13 protein-coding genes are annotated in these 13,340 nt (G+C 67.7%); 6 read left to right on the top strand and 7 right to left on the bottom strand.

Annotation, left to right across the window (positions count from 1 at the left end; all coding sequences use genetic code 11):
* The first annotated feature begins 79 nt into the window (after positions 1-79).
* Both fabR and HEP74_RS03340 read left to right on the top strand, forming a co-directional pair.
* On the top strand, positions 80-727 hold the full coding sequence (gene fabR, locus HEP74_RS03345; RefSeq protein WP_185815183.1) for an HTH-type transcriptional repressor FabR: 648 nt from the start codon (positions 80-82) through the stop codon (positions 725-727).
* A 226-nt stretch (positions 728-953) separates the two neighbouring features.
* Positions 954-1,820, top strand: coding sequence for an SDR family oxidoreductase (locus HEP74_RS03340; protein WP_185815182.1), 867 nt, complete (start codon positions 954-956; stop codon positions 1,818-1,820).
* 62 nt (positions 1,821-1,882) lie between these two features.
* Here the strand turns inward: HEP74_RS03340 and HEP74_RS03335 are convergent, their stop codons facing one another.
* Together HEP74_RS03335 and HEP74_RS03330 are read right to left on the bottom strand one after the other, a co-directional pair.
* Positions 1,883-2,731: an NAD(P)H-hydrate dehydratase gene (locus HEP74_RS03335; protein WP_524540784.1), complete on the bottom strand. Its 849-nt coding sequence runs from the start codon at positions 2,729-2,731 to the stop codon at positions 1,883-1,885.
* Between the two features lie 29 nt (positions 2,732-2,760).
* On the bottom strand, positions 2,761-3,516 hold the full coding sequence (locus HEP74_RS03330; protein WP_255427874.1) for a histidine phosphatase family protein: 756 nt from the start codon (positions 3,514-3,516) through the stop codon (positions 2,761-2,763).
* Between the two features lie 264 nt (positions 3,517-3,780).
* Between HEP74_RS03330 and HEP74_RS03325 the strand changes: the two genes are divergently transcribed.
* From HEP74_RS03325 to HEP74_RS03315, 3 genes are all read left to right on the top strand, one after another.
* A complete protein-coding gene (locus HEP74_RS03325; RefSeq protein WP_185815179.1) occupies positions 3,781-4,293 on the top strand; it encodes a ferritin-like domain-containing protein in 513 nt (170 codons plus the stop codon).
* 50 nt (positions 4,294-4,343) lie between these two features.
* Positions 4,344-4,850: a YciE/YciF ferroxidase family protein gene (locus HEP74_RS03320; RefSeq protein WP_185815178.1), complete on the top strand. Its 507-nt coding sequence runs from the start codon at positions 4,344-4,346 to the stop codon at positions 4,848-4,850.
* Positions 4,851-4,974: 124 nt separating this feature from the next.
* Entirely contained in the window at positions 4,975-5,877 is a 903-nt protein-coding gene (locus HEP74_RS03315) for a manganese catalase family protein (RefSeq protein ID WP_185815177.1), read from the top strand.
* A gap of 291 nt (positions 5,878-6,168) precedes the next feature.
* Here HEP74_RS03315 and HEP74_RS03310 read toward each other — a convergent pair whose 3' ends face one another.
* Complete coding sequence (locus HEP74_RS03310) at positions 6,169-6,810, bottom strand: DUF6766 family protein (RefSeq protein WP_185815176.1); 642 nt, start codon at positions 6,808-6,810, stop codon at positions 6,169-6,171.
* A gap of 241 nt (positions 6,811-7,051) precedes the next feature.
* Between HEP74_RS03310 and HEP74_RS03305 the strand changes: the two genes are divergently transcribed.
* Positions 7,052-7,777: an SOS response-associated peptidase gene (locus HEP74_RS03305; RefSeq protein ID WP_185815175.1), complete on the top strand. Its 726-nt coding sequence runs from the start codon at positions 7,052-7,054 to the stop codon at positions 7,775-7,777.
* Between the two features lie 37 nt (positions 7,778-7,814).
* On the opposite strand, the gene HEP74_RS03300 is transcribed toward HEP74_RS03305, so the two are convergent.
* The 4 genes from HEP74_RS03300 to HEP74_RS03285 form a co-directional block, all read right to left on the bottom strand.
* Positions 7,815-8,261, bottom strand: coding sequence for a hypothetical protein (locus HEP74_RS03300; RefSeq protein WP_185815174.1), 447 nt, complete (start codon positions 8,259-8,261; stop codon positions 7,815-7,817).
* Between the two features lie 419 nt (positions 8,262-8,680).
* The gene (locus HEP74_RS03295) at positions 8,681-10,942 is read right to left on the bottom strand and encodes a methyl-accepting chemotaxis protein (protein WP_185816477.1); all 2,262 of its coding nucleotides are present in this window, start codon (positions 10,940-10,942) and stop codon (positions 8,681-8,683) included.
* A 195-nt stretch (positions 10,943-11,137) separates the two neighbouring features.
* Positions 11,138-11,929, bottom strand: a complete 792-nt coding sequence (locus HEP74_RS03290; protein ID WP_185815173.1) for a C40 family peptidase — start codon at positions 11,927-11,929, stop codon at positions 11,138-11,140.
* A gap of 383 nt (positions 11,930-12,312) precedes the next feature.
* Positions 12,313-13,332 (bottom strand): OmpA family protein, encoded by a 1,020-nt coding sequence (locus HEP74_RS03285; protein ID WP_185815172.1) that lies wholly within the window; start codon positions 13,330-13,332, stop codon positions 12,313-12,315.
* Positions 13,333-13,340 lie beyond the last annotated feature (8 nt).

Raw genomic sequence — 13,340 nt, 5'->3', positions numbered from 1 at the left:
GACGCAGATACAGATGTCTATACAGTTGTATATTCACGAAGAAGGGTATGATCGCGGCCTTGTCTCGCCCAGTCCGCCCATGACGTCCATCGTTCCCCTGCCGCTGCCCGAGGACGCGCTGCCCGCGCGCAAGAGCGCGATCTCGCGCGAAGACCTGCTGGCGGCGGCGCTGAAGCTGATCGGGCCGCACCGCAGCGTGTCCACGCTGAGCCTGCGCGAAGTGACCCGCGAAGCCGGCATCGCCCCGAACAGCTTCTATCGCCAGTTCCGCGACATGGACGAACTGGCGGTGGCGCTGATCGACCTGGCCGGCAGTTCGCTGCGCACCATCATCGGCCAGGCGCGGCAGCGCGCGGCCGGCAGCAACCGCAGCGTCATCCTCAGTTCGGTGGAAACCTTCATGGAACAGCTGCGCGCCGACGACAAGCTGCTGCACGTGCTGCTGCGCGAGGGCACGGTCGGCTCGGACGCATTCAAGCACGCGGTGGACCGCGAGCTGAACTACTTCGAGGAAGAACTGCGCGTGGACCTGATCCGCCTGGCCGCGATCGACAACGCGCCGCTGCACGAGCCGGCGCTGGTGTCCAAGGCGATCACCCGGCTGGTGTTCGCGATGGGCGCCACCGCGATGGACCTGCCGCCGGAAAAAGACCCGGAACTGATCCGCCAGATCAGCGCGATGCTGCGCATGATCATCCTCGGCTCGCGCACGATCGCCGCCAGCTGAGCGGCACGACCCGGTTGCCGGCGCGCCTGCAGGCCGCCGCCGCACGGATAGATCCAGGGCCGAATCTGTGTAATCCGTAAACAGCGCAACTGCCCGCCGCCGCGCGTGCATGCACGCATGGTCCCGGATCGCGCCCGCATCTCACATGCCGCCGACAGGATCTTGGCCGCACCTTTACCCGCGTTTGCGCACCCTCGCAGGGACATCCCCACGACGAGGCATGCCCATGGCCGTTCCGAACTATCCCTACCCGCCCTTCAAGCCGCAGCAGCAGTCGTTCCCCGGCCTGACCGACAAGATGGACCCGAAGCCGGACCATGGCGAGGACAGCTACGTCGGCCACGGCCTGTTGCAGGGCAAACGCACGCTGATCACCGGCGGCGACAGCGGCATCGGCGCCGCGGTGGCGATCGCCTATGCGCGCGAAGGCGCCGACGTGGCCATCGCCTACCTGCCCAGCGAACAACATGACGCCGAACGCATCGGCCAGCTGCTGGAGACGGCCGGGGTACGCGTACTGCTGCAGCCCTGCGACATCAGCGATCGCGCGCAGGCGCAGGCCTTGATCGAGACCGTGACCGGCGCCTTCGGCGGACTCGACGTGCTGGTCAACAACGCCGCCTACCAGCGCTATTTCCACAGCTTCGACGAGATCACCCTGGACGAGTGGGAAAAGACCTTCGCCACCAACGTGCACGCGGCCTTCAACCTGGTGCGCCTGGCCGTGCCGCACATGCCCGAGGGCGGTTCGATCATCAACACCGCCTCGGTCAATTCGAAGAAGCCGACGCCCAACATCCTGCCCTACTCCACCACCAAGGGCGCGGTGGCGAACATGACCATCGGCCTGGCCGGGCTGCTCGCGGACAAGAAGATCCGGGTCAACGCGGTGCTGCCCGGCCCGATCTGGACGCCGTTCATCCCCGCCGGCATGGATGCGGAGGAGGTGAAGGAATTCGGATCGCAGACCGCGTTCGGCCGCCCCGGGCAGCCGGTGGAGCTGGCATCGACCTATGTGCTGCTCGCCAGCGATACGTCCAGCTATACGTCTGGTGCGTTGATCACGATCGCGGGCGGGGCGGCGACGCTTTAGGCTGGGATTCGGGATTCGGGATTGGAGAGTCGTAGAAGCCGGCGCCCACTGCGGCGCCGGCTTCAACCTGCAGCGAGCAGCCCCGGGATCTGCGCCGCGATCTCGCGCGCCAGCGGCCCCAGCGGGCCGATCTGCCGCGCCAGCAGCGCGCCGGCGCGCGCGTGCAGGTGCACGCCCCACACCGCCGCCTGCGTGCTGCTGGCGCCGCGCGCCTGCAAGCCGCAGATGATGCCGGCCAGCACGTCGCCGGAACCGGAGGTGCCCAGGCACGGGCTGCCGCCGCGATGCACCCAGCGCGCGCCGTCGGGCGCGGCGATCACCGTGGTCGCCGACTTCAGCACCACCACCGCGCCGCTGTGCCGCGCGTGACGCAGCGCGATCGCCGCCGGATCCGCCGCGATGCGTTCGATCGGCACGCCGTTCAATGCCGCCATCTCGCCATGGTGCGGGGTCAGCACGACGCGCTCCGGATCGGCCATGCCGTGGGTATCGACCAGCGCACCGGCATCGAGCACCACGCCACAGCGCGTGTCCTGCAGCAGCCGCGCGATCTGCTTGCGCAGCGCTGGGCGGGCGCGCATGCCGGGGCCGATCAGCACCGCGTCGGCGCGCGCCGCATCGCGCTGCAGCGGTTGTCCGCCGATGCGCAGTTCACCGTCGGCGCTAACCGGCAACGCCACCACGCGCGCCTCGGGCAAGGCGATCGCCATCGCCGTGGCCACCGGGCGCGCGGTGGCCACCTGCAGCTTGCCGGCGCCTGCGCGCAATGCCGCCTCCGCCGCCAGCAACGCCGCGCCGGGAATTTCGCAGCTGCCGCCGATCACCAGCACGCGCCCGCGCTGCTCCTTGTCGGCGACGCCCGCCGCGCTGGGCAACGGCCAGCGCCGCAGCAGCGTCGCGTTCACCGGGATCGCTCTCACCGGGGTAGCGCGCGCCTGGGTCACCGCGGCCCACCCGGCTGGTCGGCCGCGGTGGTCACCGGCACCTCGAACGGCACCGCGTTGGCCTGGACCAGGCCGAAGCGCGGCCCGCCCTTGGCATCGCCGAAACCGTATTCGGTGACGCTGCAGTTGGGCACGTCGCCGCGCCGGTCGATCTCCAGGATCGCCGCCTCGTCGAAGCGCTCGAGCAGGTAGCGCATGCAGTTGACGATGACCTGGTGGGCGACGATCAACACGCGCTCGCCGGCGTGGTCGCGACGCAGTTCCTCGACCACGCTGCGCAGGCGCAGGATCACGTCGCACCAGCTTTCGCCGCCGGGCGGGCGGAAATAGAACTTGCCGACCGAAGCGCGCTGCTCGGCCAGTTCCGGGAAACGGCTGGCGATGCCGTGCCGGGTATAGCGGTCCAGAATGCCGAACTCCTTCTCGCGCAGGCGCTCGTCCAGCACCAGCGCGTGCGACTGCACGCCCAGTTCCTCGCCGATCGCCGCGCAGGTCTGTTGCGCACGCAGGAACGGCGACGTCAGCAGCACCTTCGGCCGCGCCGCCGCCGGCAACGCCGCAAACCAGCGGCCGAGTCGCTGCGACTGCTCAAGGCCCAGCTCCGACAGCGGCGTGTCGGCATCGCGGGTGGCGACGTCGATCAGTTCCTGCCCCGAGGCTTCGGCGATATCGCGGGCGACATTGCCCGCGCTCTGTCCATGTCGCACCAGCCACAAGCGCTGCGGCCAGTCGGCGTGATCGAGTTTCGGCACACGGATCTCCTGCGATGGGGTCCACACGGAGCCTCGCGTGGCGGCCGTGAACGCACGGTCGCCGTGCCGGCGGGCAGTGCCGCGCGGGCATCGCATTCAGTGTTCTCACCGCGGCGTGGATGCCGCTCTCGCGCTGCGTTCACCCTGCTTTGAATCGTCACTAACGCGCGGCGGTCTAGCTTGGTTCGCACAGGGGAGACGCCGCACCGCGGCACGACGAACACTCCCGCACACGCAATCGACCGACACCTTGGAGCGACGTTCATGACCCGAAGCAATACCGAGCGCCTGTTGAAGTGGCTGCAGGACGCCTACGCAATGGAGCAGGAAGCCAACACCATGCTGACCGCCACTGCCGGACGCCTGGAGCACTATCCGCAGCTGAAGGCACGCATCGAGCAGCACATCACCGAAACCAAGGGCCAGTCCGAGCAGGTCAAGCGCTGCATCGAACTGCTCGGCGGTTCCACGCCCGCCATCAAGGGTGCGGTGGCCAGCGTGATGGCGACGGTGCATGCGGCCGGCAATTCGATGATGAGCGACGAAGTGGCCAAGAGCCTCGGCATCAGCTACGCATTCGAACACCTGGAGGTCGCCAGCTACCGCGCGCTGGTAATCGCCGCCAAGCAGGCCGACCAGCCGCAGATCGCCGACATCTGCGCCGCCATCCTCGACCAGGAAATCGCCATGGCCGAGTGGCTGATCGAACACCAGGAGGCGACGGTTCTCGCCTTCCTGGAACGCGAACGCACCGAAGGCCAGACGGCCAAGCGTTGAGTCCGCGCTCCTCCCCGCACCATCCATCCCAACCACGGAGATCCATCGACATGGCTATCAAGACCATCGACGACCTGTTCCTGCACGAACTTTCCGATATCTACAGCGCGGAAAAGCAACTGACCAAGGCGCTGCCGAAACTGGCCCGGGCCTCCACCAATCCGGCCCTGCGTGCGGCCTTCGAAGCGCACCTGGAAGAAACCCAGGGCCAGATCGAGCGTATCGACCAGATCGTGGAAAAACTCGAGCTGCGCCTGAAGCGCATCAAGTGCGCGGCCATGGAAGGGCTGGTCGAAGAAGGCAAGGAAGTGATCGAATCGATCGAGGCCGGCCCGGTGCGCGATGCGGCGCTGATCGGCGGCGCGCAGAAAGTGGAGCACTACGAGATCGCGTCCTACGGCACGCTCGCCGCGATGGCCAAGCAGTTGGGCAAGACCGACGCGCTCAAGCTGTTGCTGGAAACGCTGGAAGAGGAAAAGTCCACCGACGAGAAGCTGACCATGCTCGCCGAACAGGGCGGCAACCAAGAGGCCGCGCAGAAGCGCAAGGCGGCCTGACCGCACGACCGCGGCGCCGATTGTCGGCGCCGTGGCTTTTTATACCCAGACGCCCCCACTGGCCACGACGCCCGATCGTCGGTCGTCGTGGCTTTGCCGTGGGCGGCACTCCAGGAGATATTCGATGTTCATGCACAACAAACGGCTGATGTACACGGTGCGCGTGGCGCAACCGGACCCGGCCCTGGCCTCGCTGATGCTCGAGCAGTTCGGTGGCCCGCAAGGCGAACTGGCCGCGGCCATGCGCTATTTCACCCAGGCCATCGGCGAAGTCGATCCCGGCCGCAAGGACCTGCTGTACGACATCGCCACCGAAGAGTTGAGCCATCTGGAAATCATCGGGTCGATCATCGCCATGCTCAACCAAGGCCCCAAGGCGGTGCTGTCCGAAGGCATGGTCGAGGCCGAGGAGATGCGCAACCTGACCAGGAACAACAACACCAGCCAGACCCAGCAGATCCTGTACGGCGGCGGGCCGGCCCTGGTGAATTCCAGCGGTGTGCCGTGGAGCGCGGCTTATGTCGACTCCATCGGTGAACCCACCGCCGACCTGCGCTCCAACATCGCCGCCGAGGCGCGCGCCAAGATCGTCTACGAGCGCCTGATCAACGTCACCGACGATCCGGGCATCGTCGATGCCTTGAAGTTCCTGATGACCCGCGAGGTGGCGCACCAGAAGTCGTTCGAGAAGGCGCTGTACGCGATCGAGCCGAACTTCCCGCCGGGCAAGCTGCCGGGCGAGCCGATGTTCACCGACACGTTCTACGACATGTCGCAGGGCGACGGCGACATCAACGGTCCGTGGAACAGCGGCAGCCAGTGGCAGAAGGTGTCCGACCGCAACCGCCAGGCGGCCGTGGACGGCGGCAGCGGCGTGCCGAGCGTCGGCCTGAGTCCGGCCGAGGAAAGCGCGCTGCAGGCGCTGGCGGCACGCACCATGTCGCAGCAGGACAGCGATCCGACCACCGGCGCCGACCTGGGCGCCGGCCCGGGCGCGGGTTCGACCAAGGGCGATATCAAGCTGTGATCGCGCGGTCCGCGGCAATGTGTTCTTCGCGGCGGTAGATTCGCCAGGACGCGCCAGGCCACGCCTGCGGTGTGCGCATTTGTAGGAGCGACTTCAGTCGCGACAGGCACTGTCGATAGCATCCTGTCGCGACTGAAGTCGCTCCTACAATATTCAACATCATCGGAGTCGAAGCTGTTTCCGAGTCGATACGCCAGCTCGCTCGAGTCGGCCATGCGCGCGTGGCGCACTCCAGCAGCACAAAAATACGCCGTCGCCTCGGAACGCAGCAGGCCCGGCAGCGACGTCCGATCAATCGCCGGTCTGCGCGTGCGGCGCAGGCACCGGCTTGGATTGCGGCGAATCCTTCTGCCGCAGCCAGATGGTCAGCACCACCAGGGAAAACACCGCGAGGAATTCGCTCTGCCAGTTCTGCATCGATTCGAACCAGAACTGCGCGCCGGTCACGTGCTCGAACAGCGAAATCGCCGGCAACCGCTGCATCGCCCGCTCGGCCAGTTCGTGCCGCCAGCTGCCGAGCGCATGCAGCACGAAACTGGTCAGGAACAGCAGGCCGAACGCCAGCGCCAGCGAGCGCTCGTAGAGCTTCAGCCAGAGCCCGCCGGCACGCACCGGCCACGGCGTGGTACCCGGCGCGATGGTCTCGTGCTCCTCGTCCGGCGGCAGCGGCCGCGATTCGGCCGAACCCCACTGGCGCAGCTTCACCGTGAGCAGCACATACATGCCCATCTGCAGGAATTCGCTTTCCCAGTTCTCGAACAAGGCACCGATGAAATGACCGCTGTGCAGGTACTCCCAGAACATCAGCGGCGCCAGGCCCTGCTGGCGCAGTTCGTCGTTGTAGGCGAGATGGCCGCTGAGCGCCTGGCCGCCGATGAACAGCAGGGTCAGGCCCAACAACACCAGCGACAAGCCGTTGCGTTTAAAGAACATGCGTGGACGTCTCCTCCTGCACCGCCCCAGTGGCGGTCGCCTTGGTCGGCGGCGACTATGCCCAGGGCCAAGGAAAGGCCGGATGAAGAAGAAGCTGTTGCGTCGCGCGCATCGGATGCGCCGGATGCCGCAGCGTCGCGGCGACACTACCGGCCGTGCACTGTGCCGGCGCGCGCGGGTCTTCACTTCGGCTTGTCCACCCCACGCACTAAGGTGCGGGCGTGCGCACTGCGAGAAACCGATGAGACGCTTCGTGCAGGCTTTCAGCATCGAGGACGACCTGCCCGCGCGGCTGGAGCCGCCGCTACGCCAGGCCCTTGCGGCTTACCCGGACCACTACAACCTGGGCAAGGGCGACGTCGCGTCCGCGATCCTGTGCCACGACGGCACGGCGCAAGTGCAGCGCCTGCAATGGGGCATCGTGCCGCGCTGGTCGAAGACACCGGATACGCCGTACACCACCGTCACCGCGCGGCTGGAACGCGCCGCGCGCAGCCGTATCTTCGCCGCGCCGTGGAAGAGCCAGCACTGCGTGATTCCGCTGTCCGGGTACTACAAGTGGGACCGCAGCCGCAAACCGGCGCAGCCCTATTACATTCACCATGCGCAAGGCGAGGTGCTGCTGGCGGCGGGGCTGTGGGAACGTTGGGACCGCGGCGAACCGGCGCTGCTCAGCTTCAGCGTGCTGACCCATGCCAACGCCGCGATTCCGGCGCCGCTGACCGCGGACGGACCGATCTTTCTGAGCGGCGACCGCTGGCGCAGCTGGCTGCGCGGGCCGCGGCTGTTTCCCACCGCGTTCCTGGCACGCGCGCCGCAACCGCCACTGCTGGCCTACCCGGTGTCGTCGGCCTACCAGCGCCGCGAGCGCAACGACTACACCTTGCTGGAGCCGGTGGATGCCGATGCACCAGGGTTTGGCGATGATGCCGAAGTGGACGAGGAAGCAGACGACGAAGGCGAGTGATACGTGCACCAGCGCGGTCGCGCCACGCGCGCGACCGTCACCAGTCGAAACCGGCGACGAACATCTTCTGGTCGGTCGGGCCGCGATCGCAGCCGGCCGAGGCGACCACATGGCCGGCTTCCAGCTTGCCGCCGATCGCGCTTACGGCCTGCGCCTCGCGGACGCAATCCGGCCCCACGCTGCCGCGCAGCGGCGGTCGCGGATCCGGGCGGATATGCTCGACCAGCACGATGCGGCTGCCGCGATCGAACGGCTCGATGCGCAGCTTGCCGTCACGGTCTGGACTGAATCCGCATGGCGCCGGAATCGCCAGCGCCAGCAGTTCGGTCTTGCCGCGCAGCAGTGCGCACAGGCCGCCGCGTTCGCCCAACTGCACGTCGCCACCGGCGAACACGGCCTGGGTAAGCAGCGGCGCGACAGCGGATGCGGGTGTGTCCTGCGCAGCGGCGACGGAACTCGACGCGGCGAGTACGGCAGCGAGCACGGCACGAAGATGTATCAGGCGAATTCTTGCTTGAACAGGTGCGGCGCAGTGTGGCAGATGCGGCCGCGGAGCCGCCACGCCAGCGCAGCTGGATCGCACAACGCGCGTGGGGCCGCACGAGCACCGCTGCAGCAGTTCCTGCAATACGCTCGGACTGGCCTCGCGCAAAACCCATGTAGGAGCGGCTTCAGCCGCGACAGACTCCATCGACAACACCGCGTCGCAACTGAAGTCGCTCCCACATGTGGCGTCGCCTTGATCGGGTCGCGCTGAATCGCGTCGCATCGCATCGCTCGCGGCGTGGTACGACATCACCGCTGCCGCCGACCGCGGCCGGCACAAAAACAAAGACGTCGATGCACTGAGGCATCGGCGTCGTCATCGGCAATGGCGTCCGTTACGGACGCCGTGGCGCTGGCTCAGAACTCTTCCCACTCCGAGCTTTCCACCAACGCGCCGCCAGGCTTGCTGCGCACCAGCGGACGTGCGGCCGCTGCCGGCGCTTTCTTGACCGGCGCGCGTGCGGCGGCGACCGGACGGACCGCGGCCTGGGCCACCACCGGCCTGGGCGCGACCGCCGCCACCGGCCTGGCGGCGCCGGCAAGGCGGAACACCGCCACCGCGCGAGTCAGGTCCGAGGCCTGGTCTTCCATGCTCTTCGCCGCTGCAGTGGCTTCCTCCACCAGCGCCGCATTCTGCTGCGTGGTCTCGTCCAGCTGCATCACCGTCTTGCTGACCTGCTCGATGCCCGAGCTCTGCTCGGCGCTGGCCGCGGAGATCTCGGCCATGATGTCGGTGACCCGCTTCACCGAGGTCACCACCTCGGCCATGGTGGTGCCGGCGCGCGCGACCAGGGTCGAGCCCTGCTCCACTTCCTGCACCGAGTCGGAGATCAGGGTCTTGATCTCCTTGGCCGCCGCCGCCGAACGCTGCGCCAGCGAGCGCACTTCCGAGGCGACCACGGCGAAGCCGCGGCCCTGCTCGCCGGCGCGCGCGGCTTCCACCGCGGCGTTCAACGCCAGGATGTTGGTCTGGAAGGCGATGCCGTCGATGACGCCGATGATGTCGGCGATGCGCGCGGAGGCCGCGCTGATCGACGCCATCGTGGTGACCACGTCCTCGACCACGCGGCCGCCGCTCTCGGCCACTTCGCCGGCGCCGAGCACCAGCTGGTTGGCCTGGCGCGCGCTGTCGGCGTTCTGCTTGACCGTGGAGGTCAGCTCTTCCATCGACGCGGCGGTTTCTTCCAGGCTCGCCGCCTGCTGCTCGGTGCGCACCGACAGGTCGCTGTTGCCGCTGGCGATCTCGCCGGCCGCGGTGTTGATCGACTCGGCCGAACGCTGGATGCCCTGCACGATCGTGGTCAGCTGTTCGGCGGTGCGGTTGGCAGCATCGGCCAGCTGCCCGAAGGCGCCCTCGTAGCGCACGTCCACGCGCTGCGACAGATCGCCGTCGGCGATCGCGCCCATGATCCGGCCCACGTCGGCCAGGCCGCTTTCGGCCTGCCGCATCAGCCGGTTCAGCGCTTCCACCATTTCCTTGAACGCGAACTGGTAGCGCGCTTCGTCGCCGCGTGCGGAGAAATCGCCGCGCGCCGCCGCGTCGGCCATGCGCGCGATGTCGCCGTTGATCGCCGACAGGTTGCTCTTCACCGCATCCAGCGCTTCGTGCAGCGCGGCGCGCTGGCCCGGCAGGCGGCGCATGTCGCGGCGCAGGTCGCCGCGACCGTACTCGCCCATGATCGCCATCGCCTCGATGATCGCGTCCAGGTGTTCGAACAGCGCGGTGTTCATGCCGCGCGCCAGGGTGCCGTAATCGCCGGGGAAATCCTCCGGCATGCGGTGGCTGATGTCGTCGCCCTGCTGCAACTGCACCAGGGTCTGCATCTCGCCGTTGAAGCGCTGCAGCTGGGTCTGCATCTGCTGCATGCTGGTCATCAGCTGCCCGGTCTCGTCGCGCGACTCCACCTTGATCGTGTTGTCGAAACGGCCCGAGGCGATGGCCTCGGCGGTGCGCGTGGCCGCGCGCAGCGGGGTGACGATAGCGCTGGCGATCAGCCAGCACAGCCCGACCACCAGGCCGACCAGGGCGGCGCCGATGATGGTCAGGATCTTGGTGAAGCCCAGCGCCTCGACCTGGATGTCCTCCGCGTACACGCCCATCACCAGCACCCAGTTCCATTGCGGGTACAGCTTGGCGTAACTGATCTTCGGCAGCTGCTCTTTCTTGCCCGGCTTGGGCGCGCTGTAGTAGCTGAAGCCGTCGCCGCTGGTCACCGCGGTGCGGATGTCGCGGTATACGTATTCGCCGGCATCGCTCTTGTAGTCGCTCATGTCGGTGCCGACCTTGCGCTTGGGATGCATCAGGATGCGCATCTGCGGGTCGAGCATGAAGAAATAGTCCACGCCGCCGTTGGTCTTCATGTCGGCCAGCGCCGACTTGGCTGCGTCCTGGGCCTGCGCCTCGGTGAGTTCGCCGCGCTTGGCCTTTTCGGCATAGTGCTCGATGACGCTCATGCCCATGTCGATCTGGGTCTTCACGGTCTGCTTGCGCGCATCCACCAGGTCCAGGTATTGCAGCCGCGCGGCGGCGACCGCGAGCAGGATCACGCCGATGGCGAGCAGGGTGCACAGCACGACGAACTTGCGCGTCATCGGCAGATTGGCGATGCGGCGACGCAGGAAATGGACGGGATTCATGGCGATCCTGAGCGATATCGATGATGTATGTCTGCTGATATCGGCCGCAGTCGTTTCAAACTTGACGCTTGCCCGCACCGCAAGCTGAAGGTGTTGTGATCGGATACGCGGTTTGCGTTGCGGCAACGGTGAAGATCTGCCTTTCGGACCGAGGCGACGCCGGGCTGCAATCCCCTTTCAGGCAACCGATGCGACGCGCTGACGCTGCGCCACGTCTTCGCCGGCATCGCCCTGCCAGACCAGGCGATGGAAATCGAAGCCGGACTGCAGGCGCGGCTTCACCACGTTGAAGTAGGGCGAGACGTCGAAGTCGCGCGGCAGGTACAGACTGTGATGACGGTTGTGCAGGATCTCCGCATCCTGCGCGTGGGGCATCGGCACGCTGCCGATCTCCGGCAGGATCGGATAGCGGATCGCGCCAAAGGCCTGCGCCAGCAGCGTCGAGCAGATCGCCTTGGTCGGTTCGCCGCTGCCCAGTTCCAGGAAGCGGCGCTTCACCGACGACGGCAGTGGCGGGGTGCGGATCAGATAGCGCGCCAGGTCGAGGATGTTCTTCAGGTCGTAGCTGTTGCCGACGCGGCTGACCATGTAGTCGACCACCGCGTCGATCTCCTCGGCGCCCAGCCCCACCGGACGGCAGATGCGCGTGTGTAGCCCGGCGAATTCGCTCAGGCCGATCAGGCGCACGCCGACGTTGATGTCCACGTCGCAGAATGTCGGCGCGTCCGCGTCGGCGGCCGTTCCCAGGTGATCGCCGATGTACAGCGCGGCGTGCGACCAGGTGGACTGGCTGAGGTACTTGATCGCGGTGGAGAAGCGGCTGTTGCCCTCGACCAGCAGCACGTCGCCCTTGCGCAAGGTCGCCTGCAGCAGCTGCGGCGGACTGGTCGGCAATTCCGAGCGGTGCCGGCGCGGCTTGGACAGGAACTTGGCCAGGTGACGACCCAGCAGGCGTGGCAAGGACAGCATGCGCGTTCCCTCATGGACAGCCCGATCCGGGCGGCGAAAGCGACTTCGCTTCTCCATGATGGCGGCGCTGCTGGGGAATTCTTGAGTGCTGGGCGGCCGGCAGCGCGTCCTTCCTGCGGATAAGGGTACGGGTGCCGCCTCGTGCACCAACTCCGCGAGACGCTTTCGCGCCGTACCCTCACCCCAACCCCTCTCCCGAGGGGAGAGGGGCTATGACTCCTCCCTTCTCCCATCGGGACCATGGCCCCCTTTTCGGGGGAAGGTGCCCCGCAGGGGCGGATGAGGGTACGGGCGAAGCCTCGCGCCCCCAAACTCCGCGAGACGCTTCGCGCCGTACCCTCTCCCCAACCCCTCTCCCGGGGGGAGAGGGACTCTACGCGCCGTCAGTCGCCGCGGCCGACCACCAGTCGCACTTCGACGCGGCGGTTCGGCAGCAGGCATTCCAGCAAGGCCGCACGCGGGGTCACCCCGGCGCACTGCTGCACCTGCTGGCTGTCGCCACGGTATTCATAGCGGATGCGGTCGGCGGCGACGCCGCGGCCGATCAGCAGTTCGCGCACGGTGCGCGCGCGGCGCTCGGACAGGCCCTGGTTGTAGTCGTGGCCGCGGCCGTCCATGCGGTCGGCATGGCCGACCAGCTCCACCTTCTGCAAGGTCAGCTTCTCTTCGGCGATGCGCGCCAGCGCGCGATCCAGGCTTTCCAGCGAATGGGTGCGGATGTCCTTGTAGCCGTCGCGGTCGAACTCGAACAGCACGTTGGCCACCAGCGGGATCGGCGCCGCCGCCGGCGTGTCCGGCCGCTCCGGTCCGCCGCACTGCCGTGCCAGCGCCTCGGCGTCGTTGACCAGGTCTTCGGCGATCTGGATGTACGGCTTGGAATGGCGCCATTGCTGCTGGTTGAACTCGTTGCCGGCGTGCACCAGCTCGACCTCGCCGCAGGCCGCGGCCTGCTGCGCGCAGCTGAAACCGGCAGTGCCGTGCAGCGCGCGCAGGCGCTGCCACAGGTCGTCGCGCAGGTACTTGGCGTCGTTGACCAACGGCGTCTCGGTCGGGATCGTCGTGGCGCCCTGCTCCATCAGCTGCACCAGTTTCTCCGACTCGCTGAGTGCGCCTTGCGGGAACGCGCTGCGGTCGTTGCGGGTGTATTCGTGGAAGGACACGTCGAGCCAGCATTGCGCCTTGGACAGGGCGTAGTCGCGCACCGGGCGGCCGCCGTCGTTGAGCGCCTGGATGCGGTCCTGCACGGATTGGTAGCCGTGCAGGTCGGCGGCGATGGCCTCGTCGCTGATGCGTTGCTGCTGCGGCAGCAACTGGGTTTGCGCGTTGCCGGCGGCACAGGCGCCGAGCAGCAGGGCGGCGGCGACGGTGCGGGACAGGACGAAGCGGGAGTGGGTCGTGGTCATCATGGATT

Source organism: Xanthomonas sp. SS, from assembly GCF_014236835.1.
Classification (GTDB): Bacteria; Pseudomonadota; Gammaproteobacteria; order Xanthomonadales; family Xanthomonadaceae; genus Xanthomonas_A.
The sequence above is the reverse complement of the archived record's forward strand: the minus strand, read 5'-3'. Positions and strand labels throughout refer to the sequence as shown.